This is a genomic window from Microvirga sesbaniae (assembly GCF_025460805.1).
Lineage (GTDB): Bacteria > Pseudomonadota > Alphaproteobacteria > Rhizobiales > Beijerinckiaceae > Microvirga > Microvirga sesbaniae.
The window spans coordinates 1-19,482 of the sequence record NZ_JAMXFJ010000012.1; the positions used below are offsets into that span (position 1 = coordinate 1).

Consider the following 19,482-nt stretch of genomic DNA (forward strand, 5'->3'; position numbering starts at 1 on the left):
AAAAGTGGTGTCCACTTTTCACGCCCGAGGCTCCCTCTCTTGAATGAGAGCATCGGTCAGAACGGACCCAGCGGGCCGCGCCAGCGAAAACCGGATCCACTTTTCCGTCCGATGCTCTAGGAGCGCACATTTTAATCCGGGATGCCCAAAACCGCGGCAGGTCGAAATGTCTATACATTTGACAATGCCGCTCCGGCATGGTGCCATCCGGCCGCTTGCCAGGAACGCCGCCCCGATGACGATGCCGTCCCGGGGAACAGCGGTCGGAACGAGTCAGGGAATCGAAAGAGCGGAGGCTGCGATGAAGACGGTATTGGGTGGTTTGGCCCTGTTGGCGCTGGCGGCCGGTTCGGCCTCGGCGCAGGAGACGAAGGTGGCCATCGGCATCTCGGGCTGGACGGGCTTCGCGCCCCTGACGCTCGCCAAGGAGGCCGGCATCTTCAAGAAGAACGGCCTCGACGTCACGATCAAGAAGGTCCCGCAGGCCAGCCGCCACCTGGCCATCCAGTCCGGCGACATCCAATGCGCGGCCACCACGGTCGAGACCTGGATCGTGTGGAACGCCAACGGCGTGCCCACCCGGCAGATCTTCCAGCTCGACAAGAGCTACGGGGCCGACGGCATGGTGGTGAAGAACGACATCGCGTCCATCAAGGACATCAAGGGCAAGCAGGTGGCGGCCTCCGCGCCCGGCACGTCGCCCTACTTCGCCCTGTCCTGGATGCTCAAGAAGAACGGCCTGTCGGTGAAGGACGTGACGGTCGTCAACATGGAGCCGGGCCCGGCCGCCCAGGCCTTCATCGCCGGCCAGAACGATGCGGCCATGACCTACGAGCCCTATCTCTCGTCCGTGCGCGCGGCGCCTCAATCCGGCAAGATCATCGCCACCACCCTCGACTATCCGATGGTCATGGACACGTTCGGCTGCACGCCGAAATTCCTCACCGACAACCCCCGGGCCGCCAAGGCCTTCGCCGACAGCTACTTCGAGGCGCTCGACATGATCGCCAAGGATCAGGCGAAGGCCTACGAGATCATGGGCGCGGACGTGAAGCAGACCGGCGAGGCCTTCGGCAAGTCGGCCCAGTTCCTGCGCTGGCAGGACCGGGCGGCCAACAAGGCGTTCTTCGCGAGCGAGTTCAAGACCTTCTCGGCCGAGGCCGCCGACCTGCTGCTCGAGACCGGCATCATCAAGCAGAAGCCCGACATGGAAGCGCTCGCGGATACGAGCTTCATCCAGTAGCGCCTTCGGCCTGCGGCGGCCCGCTCCCGTGCGGGCCGCCGCATCGTTTTTTCGTCCCGCGCATCATCCGGCCAAAGCCGCCGGATCGAGAACAGATCATCCATGCCCCGTCCTCTCGAACCGGTCAGCCAGGGCACGCGCGTCGCGCTCGGCATCGCCTTCTTCGTCCTGTTCTTCGCCGCCTGGGCCTTCGCGACCCTGGGCGGCTTCGTGTCCCGCACGTTCCTGGCCGATCCGATCACCATGGTGCAGGACGGCTGGCTGCTGCTCACCCGCTTCGGCTTCCTGAGCGACATCGGCGTCACGGTGTGGCGCGTGGTGGGCGGCTTCGTCCTCGCGGCGATCGTCGCCGTGCCGCTCGGGATCGTGATGGGCGCGTACAAATCCTGCGAGGCCTTCCTCGAGCCGTTCGTGTCCTTCGCGCGCTACCTGCCGGCCTCCGCCTTCGTGCCGCTGCTCATCCTCTGGGCCGGGATCGGCGAGATGCAGAAGCTCCTCGTGATCTTCATCGGGTCGGTGTTCCAGATCATCCTCATGGTGGCGGTCGCGGTCGGCAACACCCGCCGCGATCTCGTCGAAGCCGCCTATACGCTCGGCTCCAAGGACCGGGGCGTGGTGAGGCGCGTGCTCATTCCGGCCAATGCGCCCGAGATCGCCGAGATCCTGCGGCTCGTGCTCGGCTGGGCCTGGACCTACGTGATCGTCGCGGAGCTCATCGGCTCCTCGTCGGGCATCGGCCACATGATCATCGACAGCCAGGCGCTTCTCGCGACCGGCCAGATGATCTTCGGCATCATCGTGATCGGCGTCATCGGGCTCATCTCGGACTTCCTGTTCAAGGCCCTCAACCGTTCGCTCTTCCCCTGGAGGCTCGCATGACCGGCACGATCCTCCAGATCGAGGGCGTCTCGCGCGTGTTTCCGGGCGTGCGCGGCGGCGCGCCCGTGCGGGCGCTCGAGCCCACGAACCTTCAGGTGGCGCAGAACGACTTCATCACCATTCTCGGGCCGTCCGGCTGCGGGAAATCCACGCTCCTGCGCATCGTCGCGGGCCTCGACCGGCCGAGCGACGGCCGCGTGCTGCTCAACGGCCGCGCGATCGAGGGACCGGGCGCGGACCGGGGCATGGTGTTCCAGTCCTACACTCTGTTTCCGTGGCTGACGATTGCCGACAACATCGCCTACGGCCTGCGCGAGAAGGGCATGCCCAAGGCGGAGCGCCGGGAGATCGTCGCGTCCTACACGGACAAGGTGGGCCTGCGCGGCTTCGAGAACCATTATCCCAAGCAGCTCTCCGGCGGCATGCAGCAGCGCACCGCCATCGCCCGGGCGCTCGCCAACGACCCGGACATCCTGCTCCTCGACGAGCCCTTCGGGGCCCTCGACAACCAGACCCGCGGCCTGATGCAGGAGCTGCTGCTCGGCATCTGGGAGCGCGAGCGCAAGACGGTTCTCTTCGTCACCCACGACATCGAGGAAGCGATCTTCCTCGCGTCCCGCGTCGTCGTCATGTCGGCCCGTCCCGGGCGGATCAAGGCGGACATCCCGGTCGACCTGCCGCATCCGCGCCACTACACCATGAAGACCACGCCGGAGTTCTCGAGCCTGAAGGCGCAGCTGACCGAGGAGATCCGCGCCGAGGCGATGCAGGCGGACGGCGTGCATTAGCGCATCGCCTTCACACACACCCTCCCCGTCATCCCCGGGCTCGTCCCGGTGATCCCGATGACGACGAGCGCCGCGCTCTTCCGTATCGGGATGGCCGGCACAAGGCCGGCCATGACGTGAGAGGGTGGCAGGAAGGGCGGAGGATGCCATGACGTGCGGAGGGTGTTCGCACCGGCCCTTGCCACCTTCTCCACGTCATCACCGGGCTCGTCCCGGTGATCCCGCTTCCGTAGAGCGCCGCGCTCTTCCGATCGGGATGGCCGGCACAGGGCCGGCCATGACGTGGGGAGGGTGGAGCGCGAACCGAACGATCACCCTCCCACTGTCATCACCGGGCTTGTCCCGGTGATCCCGATCCGGTCGATGCGCGGCGCCCGAAGCAATCGGGGTGGCCGGCACAAGGCCGGCCATGACGTGGACATGTCGTGCGATCCCGATGCGAGAGGCGCCGCGCATCGACCGTAAGGCCTATGCGGTACTCTTCCGGGTGAATTGACGCTCCGACGGTCTTCGGGCGACCCTTCGTGTCTGTCATGCAGGACAAGGCACGATGCTCAAGCGCTTGTTAGCCGGATCCATTCTGATCGCCAGCGGCATGCCCGCCATGGCCGACATCGTCATCGACCAGGCGATGATCACCGCGGGCGAATTGCGGGTCGTCGGACGGTTGAGCAAACCGCGTCAGGTCTCTGTCTTCCTCGATGAGCGGTACGAGGCGAAATCGGACGCCGGCGGCCGTTTCACCTTCCGCCTTCCCTATCACCCCGCCAGCTGCATCGTGACCCTCCAGGCGGAGACCGAGCAGCGGCAGGCGGTTGTCGGGTTCTGCGGTCAACGGGGACCGGAAGGATCGGGCCCGGCGCAGCAATCCGCGGCCGTCGCGCCGGCCGAGCCCGGGCCCGCCGGGCCTGCTGGGCCTGCCGGACCGCCCGGGCCACAGGGCGAGCCCGGCCGTGACGGAGCGCCCGGCCCACAGGGGGCCGCCGGCCCCGAAGGACCGGCAGGTCCGCCCGGACCGGCAGGTCCGCCCGGACCGCAGGGCGAGCCCGGACCGGCCGGTCCGGTCGGCGCGCAGGGACCCGCCGGGCCCCCCGGTCCTGCCGGAGCGGCAGGGCTGCCGGCGAATGCGGACGCGCGCCCCGTGGCGGACAATCAGCCCGGCCCCGCCGGGCCGGTCGGCCCCGAAGGTCCGGTGGGACCGCCCGGACCCCAGGGGCCGCAGGGGCTGGCCGGTCATCAGGGGCCGCAAGGACCCCAGGGCGTGCCGGGACCGCGCGGCGAGCCCGGCCCCGCGGGACCACCCGGGCCGCAGGGCGTGGCGGGCGCGATCGGTCCCATCGGGCCTCCGGGTTCCGCGGGCCCGGCAGGCCTGACCGGCCCGGCGGGCCTGACGGGTCCTGCGGGCCTCACCGGGCCGGCCGGCCCCGAGGGCAAGGCCGGTCCCGAGGGCAAGGCCGGACCCGCCGGAACGATCCTGCGCGTCTTCGTTCAGGAATGCGCCGCGCAGGGCCGGTGCATGGCACGCTGCGAGGAGGACGAGTATCCGATCAACGGCACCTGCAACCGCGGCGACCGCCTCGACATGGATGAAGCCGGAATCTACTGCTTCTCCACCGGGGACAATCCGAGGGGCATGATCGCCCGCGCCATCTGCGCGAAGAAATGAGCGGCCGGATCCGTCCCGGGGCGTTGCGGGCTCGCCCCGCGAACACCCTGGACAGGCCCTGAAAGCGGGCCGTTACGGCGCCGGGTGAGCGTCGCCTGTCCCGGGCTCGTGGATGGAAATCATCCTAAGGTCTGATCCTATCCGAAAGGGGTAGTCAGGCCAATGATTCCAAAGGGTTGCGCCATGCCGCAAGCTCTACCTCGAAAGAGGCAGGGAACGAATACCTCTTCGGACCACTATCTGGTGACAGGCCGCAGGGAGACTTGCATGACGCCGGACCAGGTCGAACGTGTCGCGCGGGCGTTTTACGGCGCCGAGCATCCAGGCGATTGGGACGAGGCTCCCGCTTTCCTGCGGGAGCGGTTCAGAGATTTCGCCCGCACGGCCATCCTGCTCCTGCACCGTCAGGCCTCCCGCGGGCCATCCGGTCCCATCCTGGCGAAGGAGCTGGAACCCGACCGCGACAAGGACGTGGTTCAGCTTTCATCCTGATCCCGCCCCCGCCTCGGGCCGCAGGACAAGTCGTGCGCCCCTCGAATCGTGCCGACCTCCCCGTTCAGATGGGAAGTCTGGGCCAAGGACCATGGTAACGTGGCACAATAACGCTCTGTCAAAGCAGGTCCGTTCCATGCCATCCGCCACAGGACAGCTCATCCTGGCCGCCGCATCCCTCATGGTCCTCGCCGGCTGCCAGAGTTCCGGCCCGACGGCCGCGGCGACGGCCCGCGGCGTGAGCGTCGACGAGCCGGGATCGGCCTCCGCGCGGGTCCACGCCGAGCTCGAGGCCGAAGCCCGCGCGCTCGGAACCGCCCAGGGCGTCGCCGCCCTGGCGGCCTCCGTGGACAAGACCGGCGCCGCGTCCATTCCCCTGCTCATCGGGGTGAACGCGTCGAACGCGGCCTACCAGGCCCGAAGCGAGGCCCGCGTGAAGGCCGCCGAGGACGAGGACATGCAGGCGACCTACCGACGATACGGCATGAACCCGGACGGAACGCCCTCGGGCCGACCGGGGCCGGGATCGGCGCGCTAGACCGGGATCACCGGGCCTGTCCCGGCGACGACGTCGAGGGTGGCACGGGCCGGTGACAACACCCTCGACATGTCATGGCACCCTCCGCCCTCCCTGTCACCCTCCCCACGTCATGGCCGGCCCTGTGCCGGCCATCCCGATCGGAAGGGCACGGCGCCCTACGGAAGCGGGATCACCGGGACAAGCCCGGTGATGACGTGGTGTATGTGTGAGGCGGAGCGAACACCCTCCCCACGTCATGGCACCCTCCGCCCTTCCTGCCACCCTCCCCACGTCATCACCCGCCCCGTGCCGGCCATCCCGTTGTCCTCAGTCGGACACGGGAACCGTCAAACCGACCTTGATGCGGTCCATGGCGACCAGGGTGCGGAACCGTTTCACGTTGTTGTTGCCGAAGAACAGCCGCCGGGTCAGCGCCTCGTAGGCGGCCATCGTCGGCACCACGACGACCAGCACGAAGTCGGCCTCTCCCGTGACGTAGTAGCACTGCTGCACCTCCGGGACCGCGGCGAAGTCCCGCTTGGCGGCGTCGATCAGCGCGGCGGTCTCGCTGATCACCTCGACCTCGACGATGAGGGTGATCGGGTGCCCGACCCGGGCGGGATCGACGACCGCCACGTTGGCCTCGATGACGCCCGCCTCCTCCATCCGCCGGATGCGGCGCTGCACCGCCGGGGCCGAGAGATTGACGGCTTCGCCGATCACCCGCTGCGGCGTCGTGTTGTTCCGCTGAAGGATGGCGAGAATGGCCAGATCGTAACGATCCAAGGTGATCGACGGCAGAGACCGGGACACATCAACGCCCTTCCGGATGAAAAATTCTTGCGCGGAGCCGGCAAAGATAGAGCGCATTTCTCGGGAGCACTGCAATATCTTCTCGCCATTCCAGGCACGAGGACGGCGATGTTTCTCCCCAACAGGCACCCCGACCACCACCGGCCGCTCGATCCGGCGGATGCCGAAACCCTGAGCGTGACGGCGGCCGACGCGGTCGAGCGGCATCTGCTCCACCGCGACGGCCATGCTCCGACGCCTCTTCTGGCTCTTCCGGCCCTGGCGGCCGAGCTCGGCGTGGGCGCGGTCCACGTCAAGGACGAAGGCTATCGCCTGGGCCTCGGCAGCTTCAAGGCTCTCGGCGGGTCCTATGCGGTCATCCGGCTCGTGCTGGAGGAAGCGGGCCGGCGGCTCGGACGACCGTTCGAGGTCGCCGACCTCGCCACCCCGGACCTTCGGGCCATCGCGGCCGGGATGACCTTCGTGTGCGCGACGGACGGCAACCACGGGCGCTCGGTCGCCCAGGGCGCCCGGCTCGTGGGGGCGGACGCCGTCGTGTTCGTGCATGCCGGCGTCAGCGACGAGCGGGTGGCGGCCATCGCCCGCTTCGGCGCCCGGATCGTCCGGGTCGCGGGCACCTACGACGACTCGGTCGCCGAGGCGGCCCGCGTCGCGTCCGAGACGGGCTGGACCGTCGTCTCCGACACCTCCTGGCCCGGTTACGAGCGCATCCCGGGACTGGTCATGCAGGGCTATACGGCGCTGGTGCGGGAAGCCCTGCGCCAGCTCCCCGCACCGCCCAGCCACGTGTTCGTGCAGGCCGGCGTCGGCGGCGTCGCGGCGGCCGTCGCGGGGCATCTCGCCCTCGTGCTCGGCGACCGGCGGCCCACCTTCGCGGTGGTGGAGCCGGCGCGGGCCGCCTGCCTCCTGGAGACCGCCCGGGCCGGACATCCCGTCAGGATCGGCCATGGCCAGCCCACGATCATGGCCATGCTCGAATGCTACGAGCCGTCCCTCGTCGCCTGGCGCGTGCTGTCGCGGGTCGCGGATGCCTTCATGACCGTCGACGAGGACGAGGCCGTCGCGGCGATGCGGCGCCTGGCCCGGCCGGCCGGACGGGATCCGGCCATCGTGGCCGGCGAGAGCGGCGGCGTGGGCCTAGCCGGTCTCGTCCGCGCGGCGGCCGATCCCGGGATCAGGGCCGCGCTCGGCCTCGACGGGGCGTCGCGCGTGTTCCTCATCAACACCGAAGGCGCCACCGATCCGGAGCGCTACGCCGCGCTGGTCGGGATGACGCCCGGTGCGGTCGCGGCCCAGGGCCAGGGAGTAGAGGCGTGACACCGTTGTCCATCGACGCGGAGCGACTGCTCGGACGTCTGCGGGATCTGGGGCGGATCGGCCGGGACGGCGGCGGACGGCTCGTGCGCCTCGCCGCCTCCGATGCCGACAGGGCCGGACGCGACGCCCTCGTCGCCTGGATCCGGGGCGCGGGCCTGGAGGTCGCCGTCGACCGCATCGGCAATGTCTTCGGGATCTGGAGAACGGCCGATCACCGCGACCGGGCGCCGGTCATGATCGGCTCGCATATCGATACCGTGATCGATGCCGGCATCCTCGACGGCTGCTACGGCGTCCTGGCCGGCCTCGAGGTCATCGAGACCCTGAAGGCCGCCGGATCCATTCCGGCCCGCCCCATCGCGGTCGCGGCGTTCACGAACGAGGAAGGCGTGCGCTACGCCCCGGACATGATGGGCTCGCTCGTCCATGCGGGCGGCCTCCCGGTCGAGGAGGCGCTGGCGAGTCTGGGCACCGACGGCACGGTGCTCGGGGCCGAGCTGGAGCGGATCGGCTATGCCGGCTCCGAGGAGCCGGGCTTCCTCACGCCCCATGCCTATCTCGAGCTGCACATCGAGCAGGGACCCGTCCTGGAGCGCGAGGGCGTGTCCGTCGGGGCGGTCGAGACCCTCCAGGGCATTTCCTGGCAGCGCGTCACCATCGAGGGCGAGGCCAACCATGCCGGCACGACGCCCATGGCCATGCGCCGGGACGCCGGCCACGCGGCGGCCTGCGTGGTCACCTTCCTGCGCGACCGGGCCCGCCGGGCGAACGCCCCCACCGTGGCGACGGTGGGCTGCATGAGCTTCGAGCCGAACGCGATCAACGTCATTCCCTCCCGGGCCGTCTTCACGGTGGACCTGCGCGATCCCGACGAGCAGCGGCTGCGGGCGGAGGAAGCGGCTCTCGCCGGCTACCTGACGGAGCTGGCCGCCGCCGAGGAGGTCACGATCGCGGTCGAGCGGCTGGCGCGGTTCGAGCCCGTGACCTTCGACCGGCGCATGGTGGCCCTGATCGAGGCCGCCGCCCGCGACCGCGGCCTGTCCGTGAAGCGCATGACGTCGGGCGCCGGCCACGACGCCCAGATGATCGCCCGGATCGCGCCGGCCGCGATGATCTTCGTTCCGAGCATCGGCGGCATCAGCCACAATCCCCGCGAGCACACCCCGGACGCCGACCTGGTGGCCGGCGCGACCGTCCTGCTCGACGTGGTCGCCCGCCTCGCGGCCCAGTAAGGAGAACCCCATGGCCATGGATCCGGATGCCCTGCGACGGGAGATGACCGCCTGGCGGCGCGACCTGCACGCCCATCCCGAGTTCGGCTTCGAGGAAACGCGCACGAGCGCCTTCGTGGCCGAGAAGCTGCGCGCGTTCGGTCTCGACGAGGTCGCCGAGGGCGTCGGCGGCACGGGCGTCGTCGGGACGCTGACCCGTGGCAGCGGCAACCGGGCCATCGCCCTGCGGGCCGACATGGACGCGTTGCGCATCACGGAGCAGAACGCCCGCGCGTATCGTTCGCGGAACCCCGGCACCATGCATGCCTGCGGGCATGACGGCCACACGGCCATGCTGCTCGGGGCGGCGAAGCTGCTGGCCCAGGATGGCGGCTTCGACGGCACCGTGCGCTTCGTCTTCCAGCCCGCCGAGGAATGGGGCAAGGGAGCGCTCGCCATGCTGGCCGACGGGCTGATGGAGCGGTTCCCGTTCGAGGAGATCTACGGCCTGCACAACATGCCGGGCCTTCCGGTCGGGCATTTCCGGACCAGGGCCGGGCCGATCATGTCGGCGGAGGACAATTTCGAGATCGTGCTCACAGGCGTCGGCGGACATGCCGCCCGCCCGCATTCGGGCCGCGAGGTTCTGGTCGCCGCCTGCGCGACGGTCATGAACCTCCAGACCATCGTGTCGCGCCGCCTCAGCCCGACCGATGTGGCCGTCGTCTCGGTGACGGAACTGACCACGGACGGGACCCGCAACGCCCTGCCCGGGCTGGCCCGCATCCTCGGCGACGCCCGCAGCTTCCGGCCCGAGATCAGCGCCGAGATCGAGACCCAGATGCGCGCCATCGCGCAGGGCACGGCGCTGGCCTACCATGTGGCCGCCGAGGTGACCTACACGCGCGAGTTCGTGCCGACCCTGAACGACGCGGCCCTGGCGGAGGAAGCCCTCGCGGCCGCCCGGACCGTGTTCGAAAACGGCCATGTGGCCACGGCCCGCGAGCCCATGACCGGCTCCGAGGACTTCGCCCGCTTCCTCGACCATGTGCCCGGATGCTTCGCCTTCGTGGGCAACGGCGAGGATTCCGCGCCCCTGCACAACCCGGCCTACGACTTCAACGACGACGGGCTGCTCTTCGGCGCGCGCTTCCATGCGGCGATCGTCCGCAAGCGCCTCCCGCCCGGGTGAGACGGCAGAGGCGCCGCGCCATCGATGCATCCCTCGACGGGGCGATGCGATCTTACGGCGCCTCGACCAGCGCGACGCCGTCGCGGGCGACGACCCTTCCGCCCTTCAGCACCAGCCGGCGCGGACGGCGGCCGACGACCGCATCCGCCAGGGTCTCGCCCTCGACGAGAACGAGGTCGGCCCTGTCGCCCGGATCGAGCCCGTAGCCCTCCAGGCCCATCATCCGGGCGCCGCCATGGGTGCAGGTGTCGAGCGCCAGCGCCACCTCGTCGTCGCGCCGCAGATTGTTGCGCAGGCCCACGAGCACGGCGCGCTCCAGCATGTCCGGATGGTTGTACGGCCCCCAGGTGTCCCGCACCCCGTCGGTGCCCGCCGCGACGACGATGCCCGCCTCCACCAGACGCTTGACGGCCGGAGCCGGCCTCGACGCCGGCGCCGTGGTCAGGATGTGGATCCGCGCCTCGGCCAGGGCGTCGATCAGCGCCGCGACACTGTCCTGATCGGCCATGCCGAGGCAGAAGGCGTGGCTGATCGTGACCTTGCCCTGCAACCCCAGGGCCCTGGTGCGCTCGATGATGAGCTCCATGGAGAACGCCCCGAGCTCCGCCGCCTCGTGGAGGTGGATGTCGACCGGCACGCCGTGGCGCTCGGCGAGCCCGAACACCACGTCGAGATGACCCTTCGGATCGCGGTCGATCGCCGCCGGGTCGAGCCCGCCGACCACCTGGGCGCCGAGCCGCAGGGCCCTGTCCATGAGCTCGACCGTGCCGGGCCGGATGAGCATGCCGCTCTGCGGAAAGGCCACGAGCTCGATGTCGACCAGGTCCCGGTAGCGCTCCCGCGTCGCGAGAACGCCCTCGATGCCCGCGACCCCGACCTCCGTGTCCACGTCCACATGGGTGCGGATATGGGTCGTGCCGAGGGACGCGGCGAGCACCGCCTGCCGGGCCGACTGGCGGGCGGGATCGATCCCCAGGAGGCGGCGCTGCGCGCGCTCGTTGTCGATCTTGTCGATCAGCCGCGGCCCCACCTCGTTGCGGTACCAGCCCATCCCGAGCAGGGTCTTGTCCATGTGGGTATGGGCCTCGACGAGGCCCGGGATCAGGATCGCGCCGCCCGCGTCCAAGATCTCGGCGTCCAAGATCTCCGTGTCCAAGAACTCGGCGCCGCCCCCGGCCTCCTGCCCGTAGCCGGCGATCCGCCCGTCGCGGATCGTCAGCGAGGTCGGGTCTGCGCCCATCGGGCGAACGTTGCGGATGAACAGAGTCTGCATCGGGTCCTCGCTTCTCGACTCCCGTCCCGTCGGGCGCAGTCCCGAGGGCCTTGCCGGTTCGGCATATTTGTATACAATAATGAATACAGAATGCCAGCGAAAACTCCCCTTCCGGCCCGGGGCGTTTTGTGGAACATGGTTCGTCCTTCGTCCCCCGAGTTGCCCCGCACCCCGTCATGAACGCACCGGTCAGAAAGCCACGATCCGCCACCGGCACCCGCAGCGACTCCGTCTATGCGGGTCTGCGGCGGGCGATCATCGAGCAGGCCCTGATGCCGGGCGACAAGCTGACCGAGGACCTGATCGGCGACCGGTTCGGCGTCAGCCGGACGATCGTCAGGACGGCCCTGGCGCGTCTCCATGCGGAAGGCCTCGTGGATATGCAGCCGAACAAGGGCGCCACCATCGCCCAGCCGAGCCTGTCGGAGGCCCAGGACGTGTTCGAGGCGAGAATGTGCCTCGAGCGCCAAGTGCTCGTCCGGCTCGCGAAAAAGGTCACGGACCAGGATATCGAGCGCCTGCAGCAGCACGTGGCGCTCGAGGCCAAGGCCAATGCGCATGACGGGCCCGCTTCCATCCGCCTGGCGGGAGAATTCCACATTCTGCTGGCCTCCCTGTCGGGCAATGGCGTCCTGGCCCGCTATGTGGACGAGGTCGTGTCGCGCTGCTCCCTGATCCTGGCGCTCTACGGCAGGCCCCATTCGTCGGATTGCTCGATCAGCGAGCACCAGCAGATCATCGACGCCCTCCGGGCGCGCGACGGTCAGGCCGCCATCGACGCCATGGACCACCACCTCGAGGCCGTGACGGACCGGGCCCTCCTGTCCTCCCATTCCGACAGGACCCGCGACATCCGGTCCATCCTGGACCGCTACGCCTCCTGATCCGGGTCATCGCCCGCCGGACCGTTCCACAATCGTCGGAAGACCGGCGCAAGCCCGGTGATGACGGGGTGTGTGGCACGGGCCCGTGCGAACACCCTCCACCTGTCATGGCCGGGCTTGTCCCGGCCATCCCGATCTTTTGGGGCGCGGCGCCTCTCAGAAGCGGGATCACCGGGACAAGCCCGGTGATGACGTGGAGGGTGGGACAGGCCCGGTGATGACGGGGTGGGCGGTGGATCGGCCGGGCCATCAGGACAGGGGCCCGAACCATGCGCGCAGGCCTGCCCGTCTTTGCGCCCCGATGCGCCCAACATTCGGGCATCGGGCGAATTGACGCCTCCCGGTTTGTATGCAAGTTTTACCTCTATTGTATCCAATAAAGAATCCAATCCAGAGGATCTGTGGAGGCCGCAATGAACACCAGACTCGCTGCCAGCCTGACGATCGCCGGCGCCCTCATGGGGATGCCGGCAGAGGCCAAGACCCTGCGGTGGGCCTCGCCCACGGACATCACCACGCTCGACCCCTATGCCCATACGGAGAGCTTCACCACGAGCATGCTGCACCACGTGTTCGACCCGCTGGTGCGCCGCGGCCGAACGCTCGAGCTCGAGCCGGCCCTGGCGGTGAGCTGGCAGACGGTGAAGCCGGACACCTGGCGCTTCGCGCTGCGCCGGAACGTGAAATTCCACAACGGCAACCCGTTCACCGCGGACGACGTGGTGGCGTCGATCACCCGCATCCTCGATCCCGGGGCGCGGGCCCGCGGCAACCTGGCGACCGTGGTCAGGGCCGAGAAGGTCGACGACTTCACGGTCGACATCGTCACCCAGGGTCCCTACCCGCTCCTCCTCAACGACCTCGCCGGCATCTACATCCTGGACAAGGAATGGATGGAGGCCAACGGCGCCCTGAAGCCCGGCAATATCGCGACCGGCGTCACGACCGCGGCCTCGACCACCGCCGTCGGCACGGGGCCGTTCAAGGTGGAATCCTACAAGCCGGACGCGGGCACCACCTTCGTGGTCAACCCGGACTGGTGGGACAGGCCCCAGCACAACCTCACCCGCATCGAGTTCAAGCCCGTGAAGTCGGACGCCACCCGGGTGGCGGCCCTCCTGTCGGGCGAGCTCGACCTGATCGCGCCGGCGCCGCTCCAGGATCTCCAGCGGATCGCCGCGTCGCCGGGCTTCAAGGTGATCGAGGAGCCGTCGCTCCGCCTGATCATGCTCTCGCTCAATGTCCGTCCCGAGCTGAAGGCCATGCCGGGCCAGAAGAACCCGCTGCTCGACGTCAAGGTGCGTCAGGCCCTGTGGCACGCCATCGATCTCGAGACGATCAGGAAGCGGGTCATGCGCGACAAGTCGCGGACGACCGGCACGCTCGTGGCGCCGCCCGTCCCGGGCTATGCGAAGGAGAACGACGCGCCGCTGGCCTATGACCAGGCCAAGGCCCGGCAGCTCCTGGCGGAGGCCGGCTATCCGAACGGCTTCAAGACCAAGCTGAACTGCCCCAACGACCGCTACATCAACGACGAGCAGACCTGCGTGGCCATCGCGTCCATGTGGGCCAAGGTCGGCGTCCAGGCGGAGCTCCAGACCGAATCCCGCGCCACCTACTTCCCGCGCCAGGACCGGGGCGAGTTCGATGTCTCGATGGTGGGCTGGGCCACCCTGCCGCCGATGGACGGCTTCAGCGTCCTGTCGTCCCTGCTGACCGAGCAGAAGGACGGCTATGGCGGCTCCAATGCGGGCACCTACAGCAATCCCAGGATCGAGGAGCTGACCCGCAAGGCCGCCGTCGAGCTCGACGAGACCAAGCGCCGCGCCATGCTGGCGGAAGCCCTCAAGGTCGCGCGGGACACGGTCGCCTACATCCCGCTCCACCAGCAGCCGCTGGCCTGGGCGGTCCGCGACGGCGTCGAGGTTCCGCAGTTCCCGGACGAGTATGTCCGCCTGTGGTTCGCGAACGTCAAATAGACCCATTGGAGACGCGCGGCCCGCCCGACCCGGCGGGCCGCGGAGGAACCTGTGAGGAACCTCTCATGCTCAAAGTCCTCATCTCCCGGCTGGGCCAGGCCGCCCTCGTGATGCTCGTCGTATCGGCGGTGTCCTTCGTGATGTTCCGCTACGTGGGCGATCCCGTGGCGACCCTGTCGCGCGAGAACGCCTCCGTGGAGGAGAAGGCGGCGCTCCGGCGCTCCCTCGGCCTCGATCAGCCGCTGGTCGTCCAGTACGGGCGCTTTCTCGGCCGCACTCTGAGCGGCGACCTGGGCATCAGCTACCGCAATCAGCGCCCGGTGACCCAGCTCATCGCCGAGCGGCTTCCCGCGACGCTGGAGCTGGTGCTGGTCGCGACGATCCTGTCGCTTTCCCTCGGCATCCCGCTCGGCGTGCTGTGCGCCCTCAAGCCCCATGGGGTCGCCGCGCGCCTGGTCCAGGCCCTGTCCCTGATCGGGATCTCGACCCCGACCTTCGTGACCGGCATCGTGCTCATCCTGGTCTTCGCCGTGTCGCTCGGATGGCTGCCCTCGTTCGGGCGCGGCCAGGTGGTCGATCTCGGCTGGTGGTCGACGGGCTTTCTCACGGTCAGCGGCCTGAAATCCCTCCTGCTGCCGGGCATCACGCTGGCGCTGTATCAGCTCACCCTCATCATGCGGCTGGTGCGGGCCGAGATGATCGACGTCCTGTCCAGCGACTACATCCGCTTCGCCAGGGCCCGGGGATTGCCCACGCGGTACATCCACTTCCGGCTCGCCCTGCGCAACGCCCTCATGCCGGTCATCACCGTGACGGGCCTGCAGATCGGCTCGCTCATCGCGTTCGCCATCGTGACCGAGACGGTCTTCCAATGGCCGGGCATGGGCCTCCTCTTCATCCAGGCCGTGAGCTTCGTCGACATCCCGGTCATGGCCGCCTACCTGCTGTTCGTCGGCCTGCTCTTCGTCCTCATCAACGCCGTCGTGGACATCCTCTACGCGGTGGTCGATCCCCGTCTGCGCGCGAGGTCCGCATGAAAACGCTCGCTTCCACGCCCGGCCTGTTCCTGCGCCTGGGCGCTCCGATCTCGGTCATCGTCGCGGCGATCCTCGCCCTGCTCATGGTGGCCTGCGCGCTGCTCGCGTCCCTCATCGCGCCCTACGACCCCACGGATCTCGCCTCCTTCGAGCTGATCAACGCCGAGCTGCCGCCCGCCTTCGCGACCGACGGGGACCCGCGCTTCCTCCTCGGCACCGACAATCAGGGGCGCGACCTGCTCTCCGCCATGCTCTACGGAGCGCGCGTGTCCATCGCCATCGGGGGCGGCGCGGTCCTGCTCGCCGCCACCCTCGGGGTCACGCTGGGCCTTCTCGCCGGCTATTACGGCGGCCGGATCGATGCCCTGATCATGCGGATCGGCGACGTGATCCTGAGCTTCCCGACGATCCTGCTGGCCCTTCTCGTCAGCGGCATCGCCCGGGCGATCTTTCCCGGAGCGGCCACGGCCGAATGGGCGCCCCTCATCCTGATCTGCGCCATCGCCATCCATGAATGGGTGCAATACGCCCGCACCGTGCGGGCCGCCACCATGGTGGAGACGGCGAAGGATTACGTGCGCGCCGCCAAGGTCATCGGCCTGCCGCCGCGGCGGATCATGCTGAGGCACATCCTGCCGAACGTGATGAGCTCGGTCCTCGTCATCTCGACGATCAACCTCGCGGCCGCCGTGCTCACCGAGGCGACCCTGTCGTTCCTCGGCGTCGGCATGCCTCCCACCTATCCGTCGCTCGGCACCCTCATCCGGATCGGCAACGAGTTCGTGTTCTCGGGCATCTGGTGGATCGCCCTGTTCCCGGCGCTCGCCCTCGTGATCCTGGTCCTGGCCGTGAACATCGTCGGCGACTGGCTCCGCGACCGCTTCAATCCCAAGCTGAGGGTCAAACGATGACCGCGCCAACGCCTCCCGTGCTCGCCATCGAGGGCCTGCGGGTCGACTATCCCCTCGCCGGCGGAGAGGTCTTCACGGCGGTCGAGAACGCGTCCCTGGTGATCCGCCCCGGCGAGATCCACGCCCTGGTGGGCGAATCCGGAGCCGGCAAGACGACCATCGGCAACACCGTGATGGGTCTGCTCGAGAAGCCCGGGCGCATCGCGGCCGGCGCCATCAACATCGACGGCAGGCGGTTCGACGCCACCCGGGGATCGGCCGCCGGCATCGTGCTCGGCCGGGATGTCGGGGCGGTGTTCCAGGACCCGATGACGAGCCTGAACCCGCTCTTCACGATCGAGAGCCAGCTCACGGAAGCCATGCGCTTCCATCTCGGGCTCGGCAAGGCGGCCGCCCGCGCCCGCGCGCTCGAACTCCTGGAATCGGTCGGCATCCCGGAGCCGCGGCGGCGCCTCAAGGCCTATCCGCACCAGTTGTCCGGCGGCCAGCGCCAGCGCGTGGTGATCGCCGCCGCCCTGTCCTGCAATCCCAGGCTGGTGGTGGCGGACGAGCCGACGACGGCCCTCGACGTGTCGGTCCAGGCCCAGATCCTCAAGCTCCTGCGCGACCTGGCGGACAGCCGCGGCATCGGCATCCTGCTCGTCACCCACAACATGGGCGTGGTCGCCCAGATCGCCGACCGGGTCACGATCATGCACCGGGGCAAGGTGGTCGAGACCGGAACGACCGAGGAGGTCCTGCGCCGGCCCAAGGCCGCCTACGCCCGGGCGCTGATCGGCGCCGTGCCGCGCATCGATCAGCGTCTCGACCGGTTCCCGGTTCTCGGCGACGAGGGCAAGGGCCGCGCCGAGGAGGCGCGCGCCGAACTGCGCGCCGAACTGCGCGCAAGGGCGCAAGGCCCGGATTCCCGCGCCGACCCGTCGCCCATCCTGTCCGTGGAGAACCTGTGCGTCGACTACAGCGCGGGCGGCTGGCTCCCGGGTTCGCGGGGCCGGCCGTTCCGGGCGGTGGACGACGTGTCCTTCTCGGTCCGCAGCGGCGAGGTCTTCGGCCTCGTGGGCGAATCGGGCTGCGGCAAGACGACGATCGCCAATGTGGTGTCGGGACTCGTGCGGCCCTCGGCCGGCCGCGTCCTCTACCAGGGGCGCAGCATCGCGGGCGACGGCGCGACCCGGCGGGTCGGGCCGTTGCGGCAGGCGATCCAGATGATCTTCCAGGACCCCTATTCGTCGCTCAACGGCCGCATGCGCATCGGGTCGATCCTGTCCGAGCCGATCCTGTTCTACCGGCTCGCCGACACGCGCGCGCAGGCCGAGAGCGACGTGGCGCGGCTCATCGAAGCCGTCGGCCTCGAGGCGGAGGCCGCGCAGCGCTTCCCCCATGCCTTTTCCGGCGGGCAGAGGCAGCGCCTGTCCATCGCCCGGGCCCTGGGCGCCCGCCCGAGGCTCATCGTCTGCGACGAGCCCACCTCGTCCCTCGACGTGTCGGTCCAGGCGCAGATCCTCAACCTGCTGAAGGACCTGCGCGACGCCACCGGCCTCACCCTGCTGCTCATCAGCCACGACCTCGCCGTGGTGCGCCAGATGTGCGACCGCGTCGCCGTGATGCGGCAGGGACAGCTGCTGGAACAGGCGGATTCGGAAACGCTCTTCGACAGGCCGCAGCATCCCTACACGCGGGAATTGCTGTCCCTCGTCCCCACCCTCGACCGCATCCGCGGCGAACCCAAAGCCGCCTGACCGACCGGAGCATATGGCATGGCCGACATCATCATCACCAACGGCATCGTGGTCACCATGGACCCCGGGCGCCGCGTCATCGAGAACGGCGCCGTCGCCATCGAGAAGGACCGCATCGTGGCCGTCGGGACGACCGACGAGGTGCTCGCGGATCATCGGGCCGCCACTCTGATCGACGCCAGCCGCAAGATCGTCATGCCCGGGCTGATCGACGGGCATGCCCATGCGGGCCACGGCCTCATCAAGACCATGGGGGGCGGCAACGGCGAGGCCTGGTACGAGGCCTGCCACCAGGCCTACACGGTCGCGTCGACGCCGGAATTCTGGCGGGCCGAAGCCCGGCTGGCGGCGCTCGAGCGCCTGCGCTTCGGGGTGACCACGGGCGTCTCCCTCCTGGGCGGCGGCGACACGATCCTGCGCACCGACGAACCGGTCTACGGCGACGCCCATTGCGAAGGCGTGCGCGAGGTCGGGACCCGCTCCGTCGTGGCGGTCGGGCCGACGCGGCCGCCGCATCCCCGCACCTATGCCCGCTTCGTGGACGGCAAGGCCGTGGAGCGTCCCGTGACGTTCGAGGAGCAGTTCGAGACCTGCCGGACCCTCATCGAGACCTGGCACGGCGCCCACGGGGGGCGCCTCAACATCGCGCTCATCACCCCCACCCTGCGCGCCGAGCACGTGGACGAGCTCGGGCGGGACAATCTGGACGAGGCCAGGCGCCAGGCGCGCATGACGGCCGATCTGGCGCGGGAGGCCGGGCTCGTCTTCACGCAGGACGGCCACACGAAGGGGAGCGTCGCCTATGCGCGGGAGCTCGGCATCCTCGGGCCGAACGCCCTCCTGTCCCATGCCACGAACCTCACCGACGACGAGATCAGGATCGTGGCCGACACGGGGACGCACATCGCCCACAACCCGAGCGCCATCGCGTCGATCCTCGGCCGCTGCCCGGTTCCCGAGCTGCTGGAGGCCGGGGCCAATGTGTGCCTCGGCTCCGACGCCACCGCGCCCGACCGCTCGGGCGACATGTTCCGGCACATGCAGCAATGCATGCACTACCACCGGACCCACTTCAAGGATCCCACATGGCTGCCGCCGGGTCGGGTGCTCGAGATGTGCACCATCGACGGCGCCAGGGCCCTGGGCATGGACAAGGAGATCGGCTCCCTCGAAGTCGGCAAGAAGGCCGACCTGGTGCTGCTCGACCTGCGACGCCCGCATCTCTATCCGCTCAACATGCCGGTCTTCCGGCTCATCTACTTCGCCAATGGAAACGACGTCGACACGGTGATCGTGGACGGCCGCATCGCCCTGCGGGACCGCAAGGCGACCTTCGTCGACGAGGATGAGATCCTCGACGACGCGCAGCGGGAGACCGACGCCATGCTCGACCGCACCGGCTTCCGGCCCATGCTCGAAACGCCGAAGACGTTCTGGCGGCATGTGAGGGCGACCGACCAGATCGGAACCTGATGGGCCGGGTTCGCCGAAAGGCTCGAAACGACAAGGCCGGTCATGGTCCCGTGACCGGAAGGATG

The 19,482-nt window shown here is 69.4% G+C and carries 17 protein-coding genes; 15 read left to right on the top strand and 2 right to left on the bottom strand.

The genetic code is table 11. The features are described 5' to 3' along the window. Nucleotides 1-301 precede the first annotated feature (301 nt). The 6 genes from OCW50_RS16955 (at nt 302) to OCW50_RS16980 (ending at nt 5,606) form a co-directional block, all read left to right on the top strand. Nucleotides 302-1,243, top strand: coding sequence for an ABC transporter substrate-binding protein (locus OCW50_RS16955; protein ID WP_262298357.1), 942 nt, complete (start codon nt 302-304; stop codon nt 1,241-1,243). A gap of 102 nt (nt 1,244-1,345) precedes the next feature. Further along, nucleotides 1,346-2,122 carry an ABC transporter permease gene (locus OCW50_RS16960; RefSeq protein WP_262298358.1) on the top strand — a complete coding sequence of 259 codons (777 nt, stop codon included), beginning with the start codon at nt 1,346-1,348 and terminating at the stop codon, nt 2,120-2,122. Then, the gene (locus OCW50_RS16965; RefSeq protein WP_262298359.1) at nt 2,119-2,910 is read left to right on the top strand and encodes an ABC transporter ATP-binding protein; all 792 of its coding nucleotides are present in this window, start codon (nt 2,119-2,121) and stop codon (nt 2,908-2,910) included. Before OCW50_RS16960 ends, OCW50_RS16965 begins: the two co-directional genes overlap by 4 nt. Nucleotides 2,911-3,460: 550 nt before the next feature. Next, nucleotides 3,461-4,576: a collagen-like domain-containing protein gene (locus tag OCW50_RS16970; protein ID WP_262298360.1), complete on the top strand. Its 1,116-nt coding sequence runs from the start codon at nt 3,461-3,463 to the stop codon at nt 4,574-4,576. Between the two features lie 267 nt (nt 4,577-4,843). Continuing rightward, complete coding sequence (locus OCW50_RS16975) at nt 4,844-5,068, top strand: hypothetical protein (RefSeq protein ID WP_262298361.1); 225 nt, start codon at nt 4,844-4,846, stop codon at nt 5,066-5,068. Between the two features lie 136 nt (nt 5,069-5,204). Next, entirely contained in the window at nt 5,205-5,606 is a 402-nt protein-coding gene (locus OCW50_RS16980) for a hypothetical protein (RefSeq protein WP_262298362.1), read from the top strand. A 309-nt stretch (nt 5,607-5,915) separates the two neighbouring features. Here the strand turns inward: OCW50_RS16980 and OCW50_RS16985 are convergent, their stop codons facing one another. Continuing rightward, the gene (locus OCW50_RS16985; protein ID WP_262298363.1) at nt 5,916-6,401 is read right to left on the bottom strand and encodes an Lrp/AsnC family transcriptional regulator; all 486 of its coding nucleotides are present in this window, start codon (nt 6,399-6,401) and stop codon (nt 5,916-5,918) included. Nucleotides 6,402-6,509: 108 nt separating this feature from the next. Between OCW50_RS16985 and OCW50_RS16990 the strand changes: the two genes are divergently transcribed. The 3 genes from OCW50_RS16990 to OCW50_RS17000 are packed head-to-tail and all read left to right on the top strand — an operon-like array spanning nt 6,510 to nt 10,121. Beyond that, entirely contained in the window at nt 6,510-7,718 is a 1,209-nt protein-coding gene (locus OCW50_RS16990) for a diaminopropionate ammonia-lyase (RefSeq protein ID WP_262298364.1), read from the top strand. Beyond that, a complete protein-coding gene (locus OCW50_RS16995; protein WP_262298365.1) occupies nt 7,715-8,950 on the top strand; it encodes a Zn-dependent hydrolase in 1,236 nt (411 codons plus the stop codon). The genes OCW50_RS16990 and OCW50_RS16995 overlap by 4 nt, the downstream gene beginning before the upstream one ends. A gap of 10 nt (nt 8,951-8,960) precedes the next feature. Next, the gene (locus OCW50_RS17000) at nt 8,961-10,121 is read left to right on the top strand and encodes a M20 aminoacylase family protein (protein ID WP_262298366.1); all 1,161 of its coding nucleotides are present in this window, start codon (nt 8,961-8,963) and stop codon (nt 10,119-10,121) included. 52 nt (nt 10,122-10,173) lie between these two features. Here OCW50_RS17000 and OCW50_RS17005 read toward each other — a convergent pair whose 3' ends face one another. Next, nucleotides 10,174-11,394: an amidohydrolase family protein gene (locus tag OCW50_RS17005; RefSeq protein WP_262298367.1), complete on the bottom strand. Its 1,221-nt coding sequence runs from the start codon at nt 11,392-11,394 to the stop codon at nt 10,174-10,176. Between the two features lie 176 nt (nt 11,395-11,570). Here OCW50_RS17005 and OCW50_RS17010 point away from each other — a divergent pair, with 176 nt between their 5' ends. The 6 genes from OCW50_RS17010 to OCW50_RS17035 all read left to right on the top strand — a co-directional run bounded on the left by OCW50_RS17010 (nt 11,571) and on the right by OCW50_RS17035 (nt 19,417). Continuing rightward, nucleotides 11,571-12,278, top strand: a complete 708-nt coding sequence (locus OCW50_RS17010; RefSeq protein WP_262298368.1) for a GntR family transcriptional regulator — start codon at nt 11,571-11,573, stop codon at nt 12,276-12,278. A gap of 413 nt (nt 12,279-12,691) precedes the next feature. Further along, a complete protein-coding gene (locus OCW50_RS17015) occupies nt 12,692-14,257 on the top strand; it encodes an ABC transporter substrate-binding protein (protein ID WP_262298369.1) in 1,566 nt (521 codons plus the stop codon). Between the two features lie 65 nt (nt 14,258-14,322). Next, entirely contained in the window at nt 14,323-15,294 is a 972-nt protein-coding gene (locus tag OCW50_RS17020) for an ABC transporter permease (protein ID WP_262298370.1), read from the top strand. Next, nucleotides 15,291-16,205, top strand: a complete 915-nt coding sequence (locus tag OCW50_RS17025) for an ABC transporter permease (RefSeq protein WP_262298371.1) — start codon at nt 15,291-15,293, stop codon at nt 16,203-16,205. Before OCW50_RS17020 ends, OCW50_RS17025 begins: the two co-directional genes overlap by 4 nt. After that, complete coding sequence (locus tag OCW50_RS17030; RefSeq protein ID WP_262298372.1) at nt 16,202-17,944, top strand: dipeptide ABC transporter ATP-binding protein; 1,743 nt, start codon at nt 16,202-16,204, stop codon at nt 17,942-17,944. The genes OCW50_RS17025 and OCW50_RS17030 overlap by 4 nt, the downstream gene beginning before the upstream one ends. A gap of 18 nt (nt 17,945-17,962) precedes the next feature. Continuing rightward, a complete protein-coding gene (locus OCW50_RS17035) occupies nt 17,963-19,417 on the top strand; it encodes an amidohydrolase family protein (protein ID WP_262298373.1) in 1,455 nt (484 codons plus the stop codon). Nucleotides 19,418-19,482: the final 65 nt, after the last annotated feature.

Coding starts and splice junctions, on each gene's coding strand:
- OCW50_RS16955 (WP_262298357.1), top strand. CDS start 302: ATGAAGACGGTATTGGGTGGTTTGGCCCTGTTGGCGCTGGCGGCCGGT.
- OCW50_RS16960 (WP_262298358.1), top strand. CDS start 1,346: ATGCCCCGTCCTCTCGAACCGGTCAGCCAGGGCACGCGCGTCGCGCTC.
- OCW50_RS16965 (WP_262298359.1), top strand. CDS start 2,119: ATGACCGGCACGATCCTCCAGATCGAGGGCGTCTCGCGCGTGTTTCCG.
- OCW50_RS16970 (WP_262298360.1), top strand. CDS start 3,461: ATGCTCAAGCGCTTGTTAGCCGGATCCATTCTGATCGCCAGCGGCATG.
- OCW50_RS16975 (WP_262298361.1), top strand. CDS start 4,844: ATGACGCCGGACCAGGTCGAACGTGTCGCGCGGGCGTTTTACGGCGCC.
- OCW50_RS16980 (WP_262298362.1), top strand. CDS start 5,205: ATGCCATCCGCCACAGGACAGCTCATCCTGGCCGCCGCATCCCTCATG.
- OCW50_RS16990 (WP_262298364.1), top strand. CDS start 6,510: ATGTTTCTCCCCAACAGGCACCCCGACCACCACCGGCCGCTCGATCCG.
- OCW50_RS17000 (WP_262298366.1), top strand. CDS start 8,961: ATGGCCATGGATCCGGATGCCCTGCGACGGGAGATGACCGCCTGGCGG.
- OCW50_RS17005 (WP_262298367.1), bottom strand. CDS start 11,394: ATGCAGACTCTGTTCATCCGCAACGTTCGCCCGATGGGCGCAGACCCG.
- OCW50_RS17010 (WP_262298368.1), top strand. CDS start 11,571: ATGAACGCACCGGTCAGAAAGCCACGATCCGCCACCGGCACCCGCAGC.
- OCW50_RS17015 (WP_262298369.1), top strand. CDS start 12,692: ATGAACACCAGACTCGCTGCCAGCCTGACGATCGCCGGCGCCCTCATG.
- OCW50_RS17020 (WP_262298370.1), top strand. CDS start 14,323: ATGCTCAAAGTCCTCATCTCCCGGCTGGGCCAGGCCGCCCTCGTGATG.
- OCW50_RS17025 (WP_262298371.1), top strand. CDS start 15,291: ATGAAAACGCTCGCTTCCACGCCCGGCCTGTTCCTGCGCCTGGGCGCT.
- OCW50_RS17030 (WP_262298372.1), top strand. CDS start 16,202: ATGACCGCGCCAACGCCTCCCGTGCTCGCCATCGAGGGCCTGCGGGTC.
- OCW50_RS17035 (WP_262298373.1), top strand. CDS start 17,963: ATGGCCGACATCATCATCACCAACGGCATCGTGGTCACCATGGACCCC.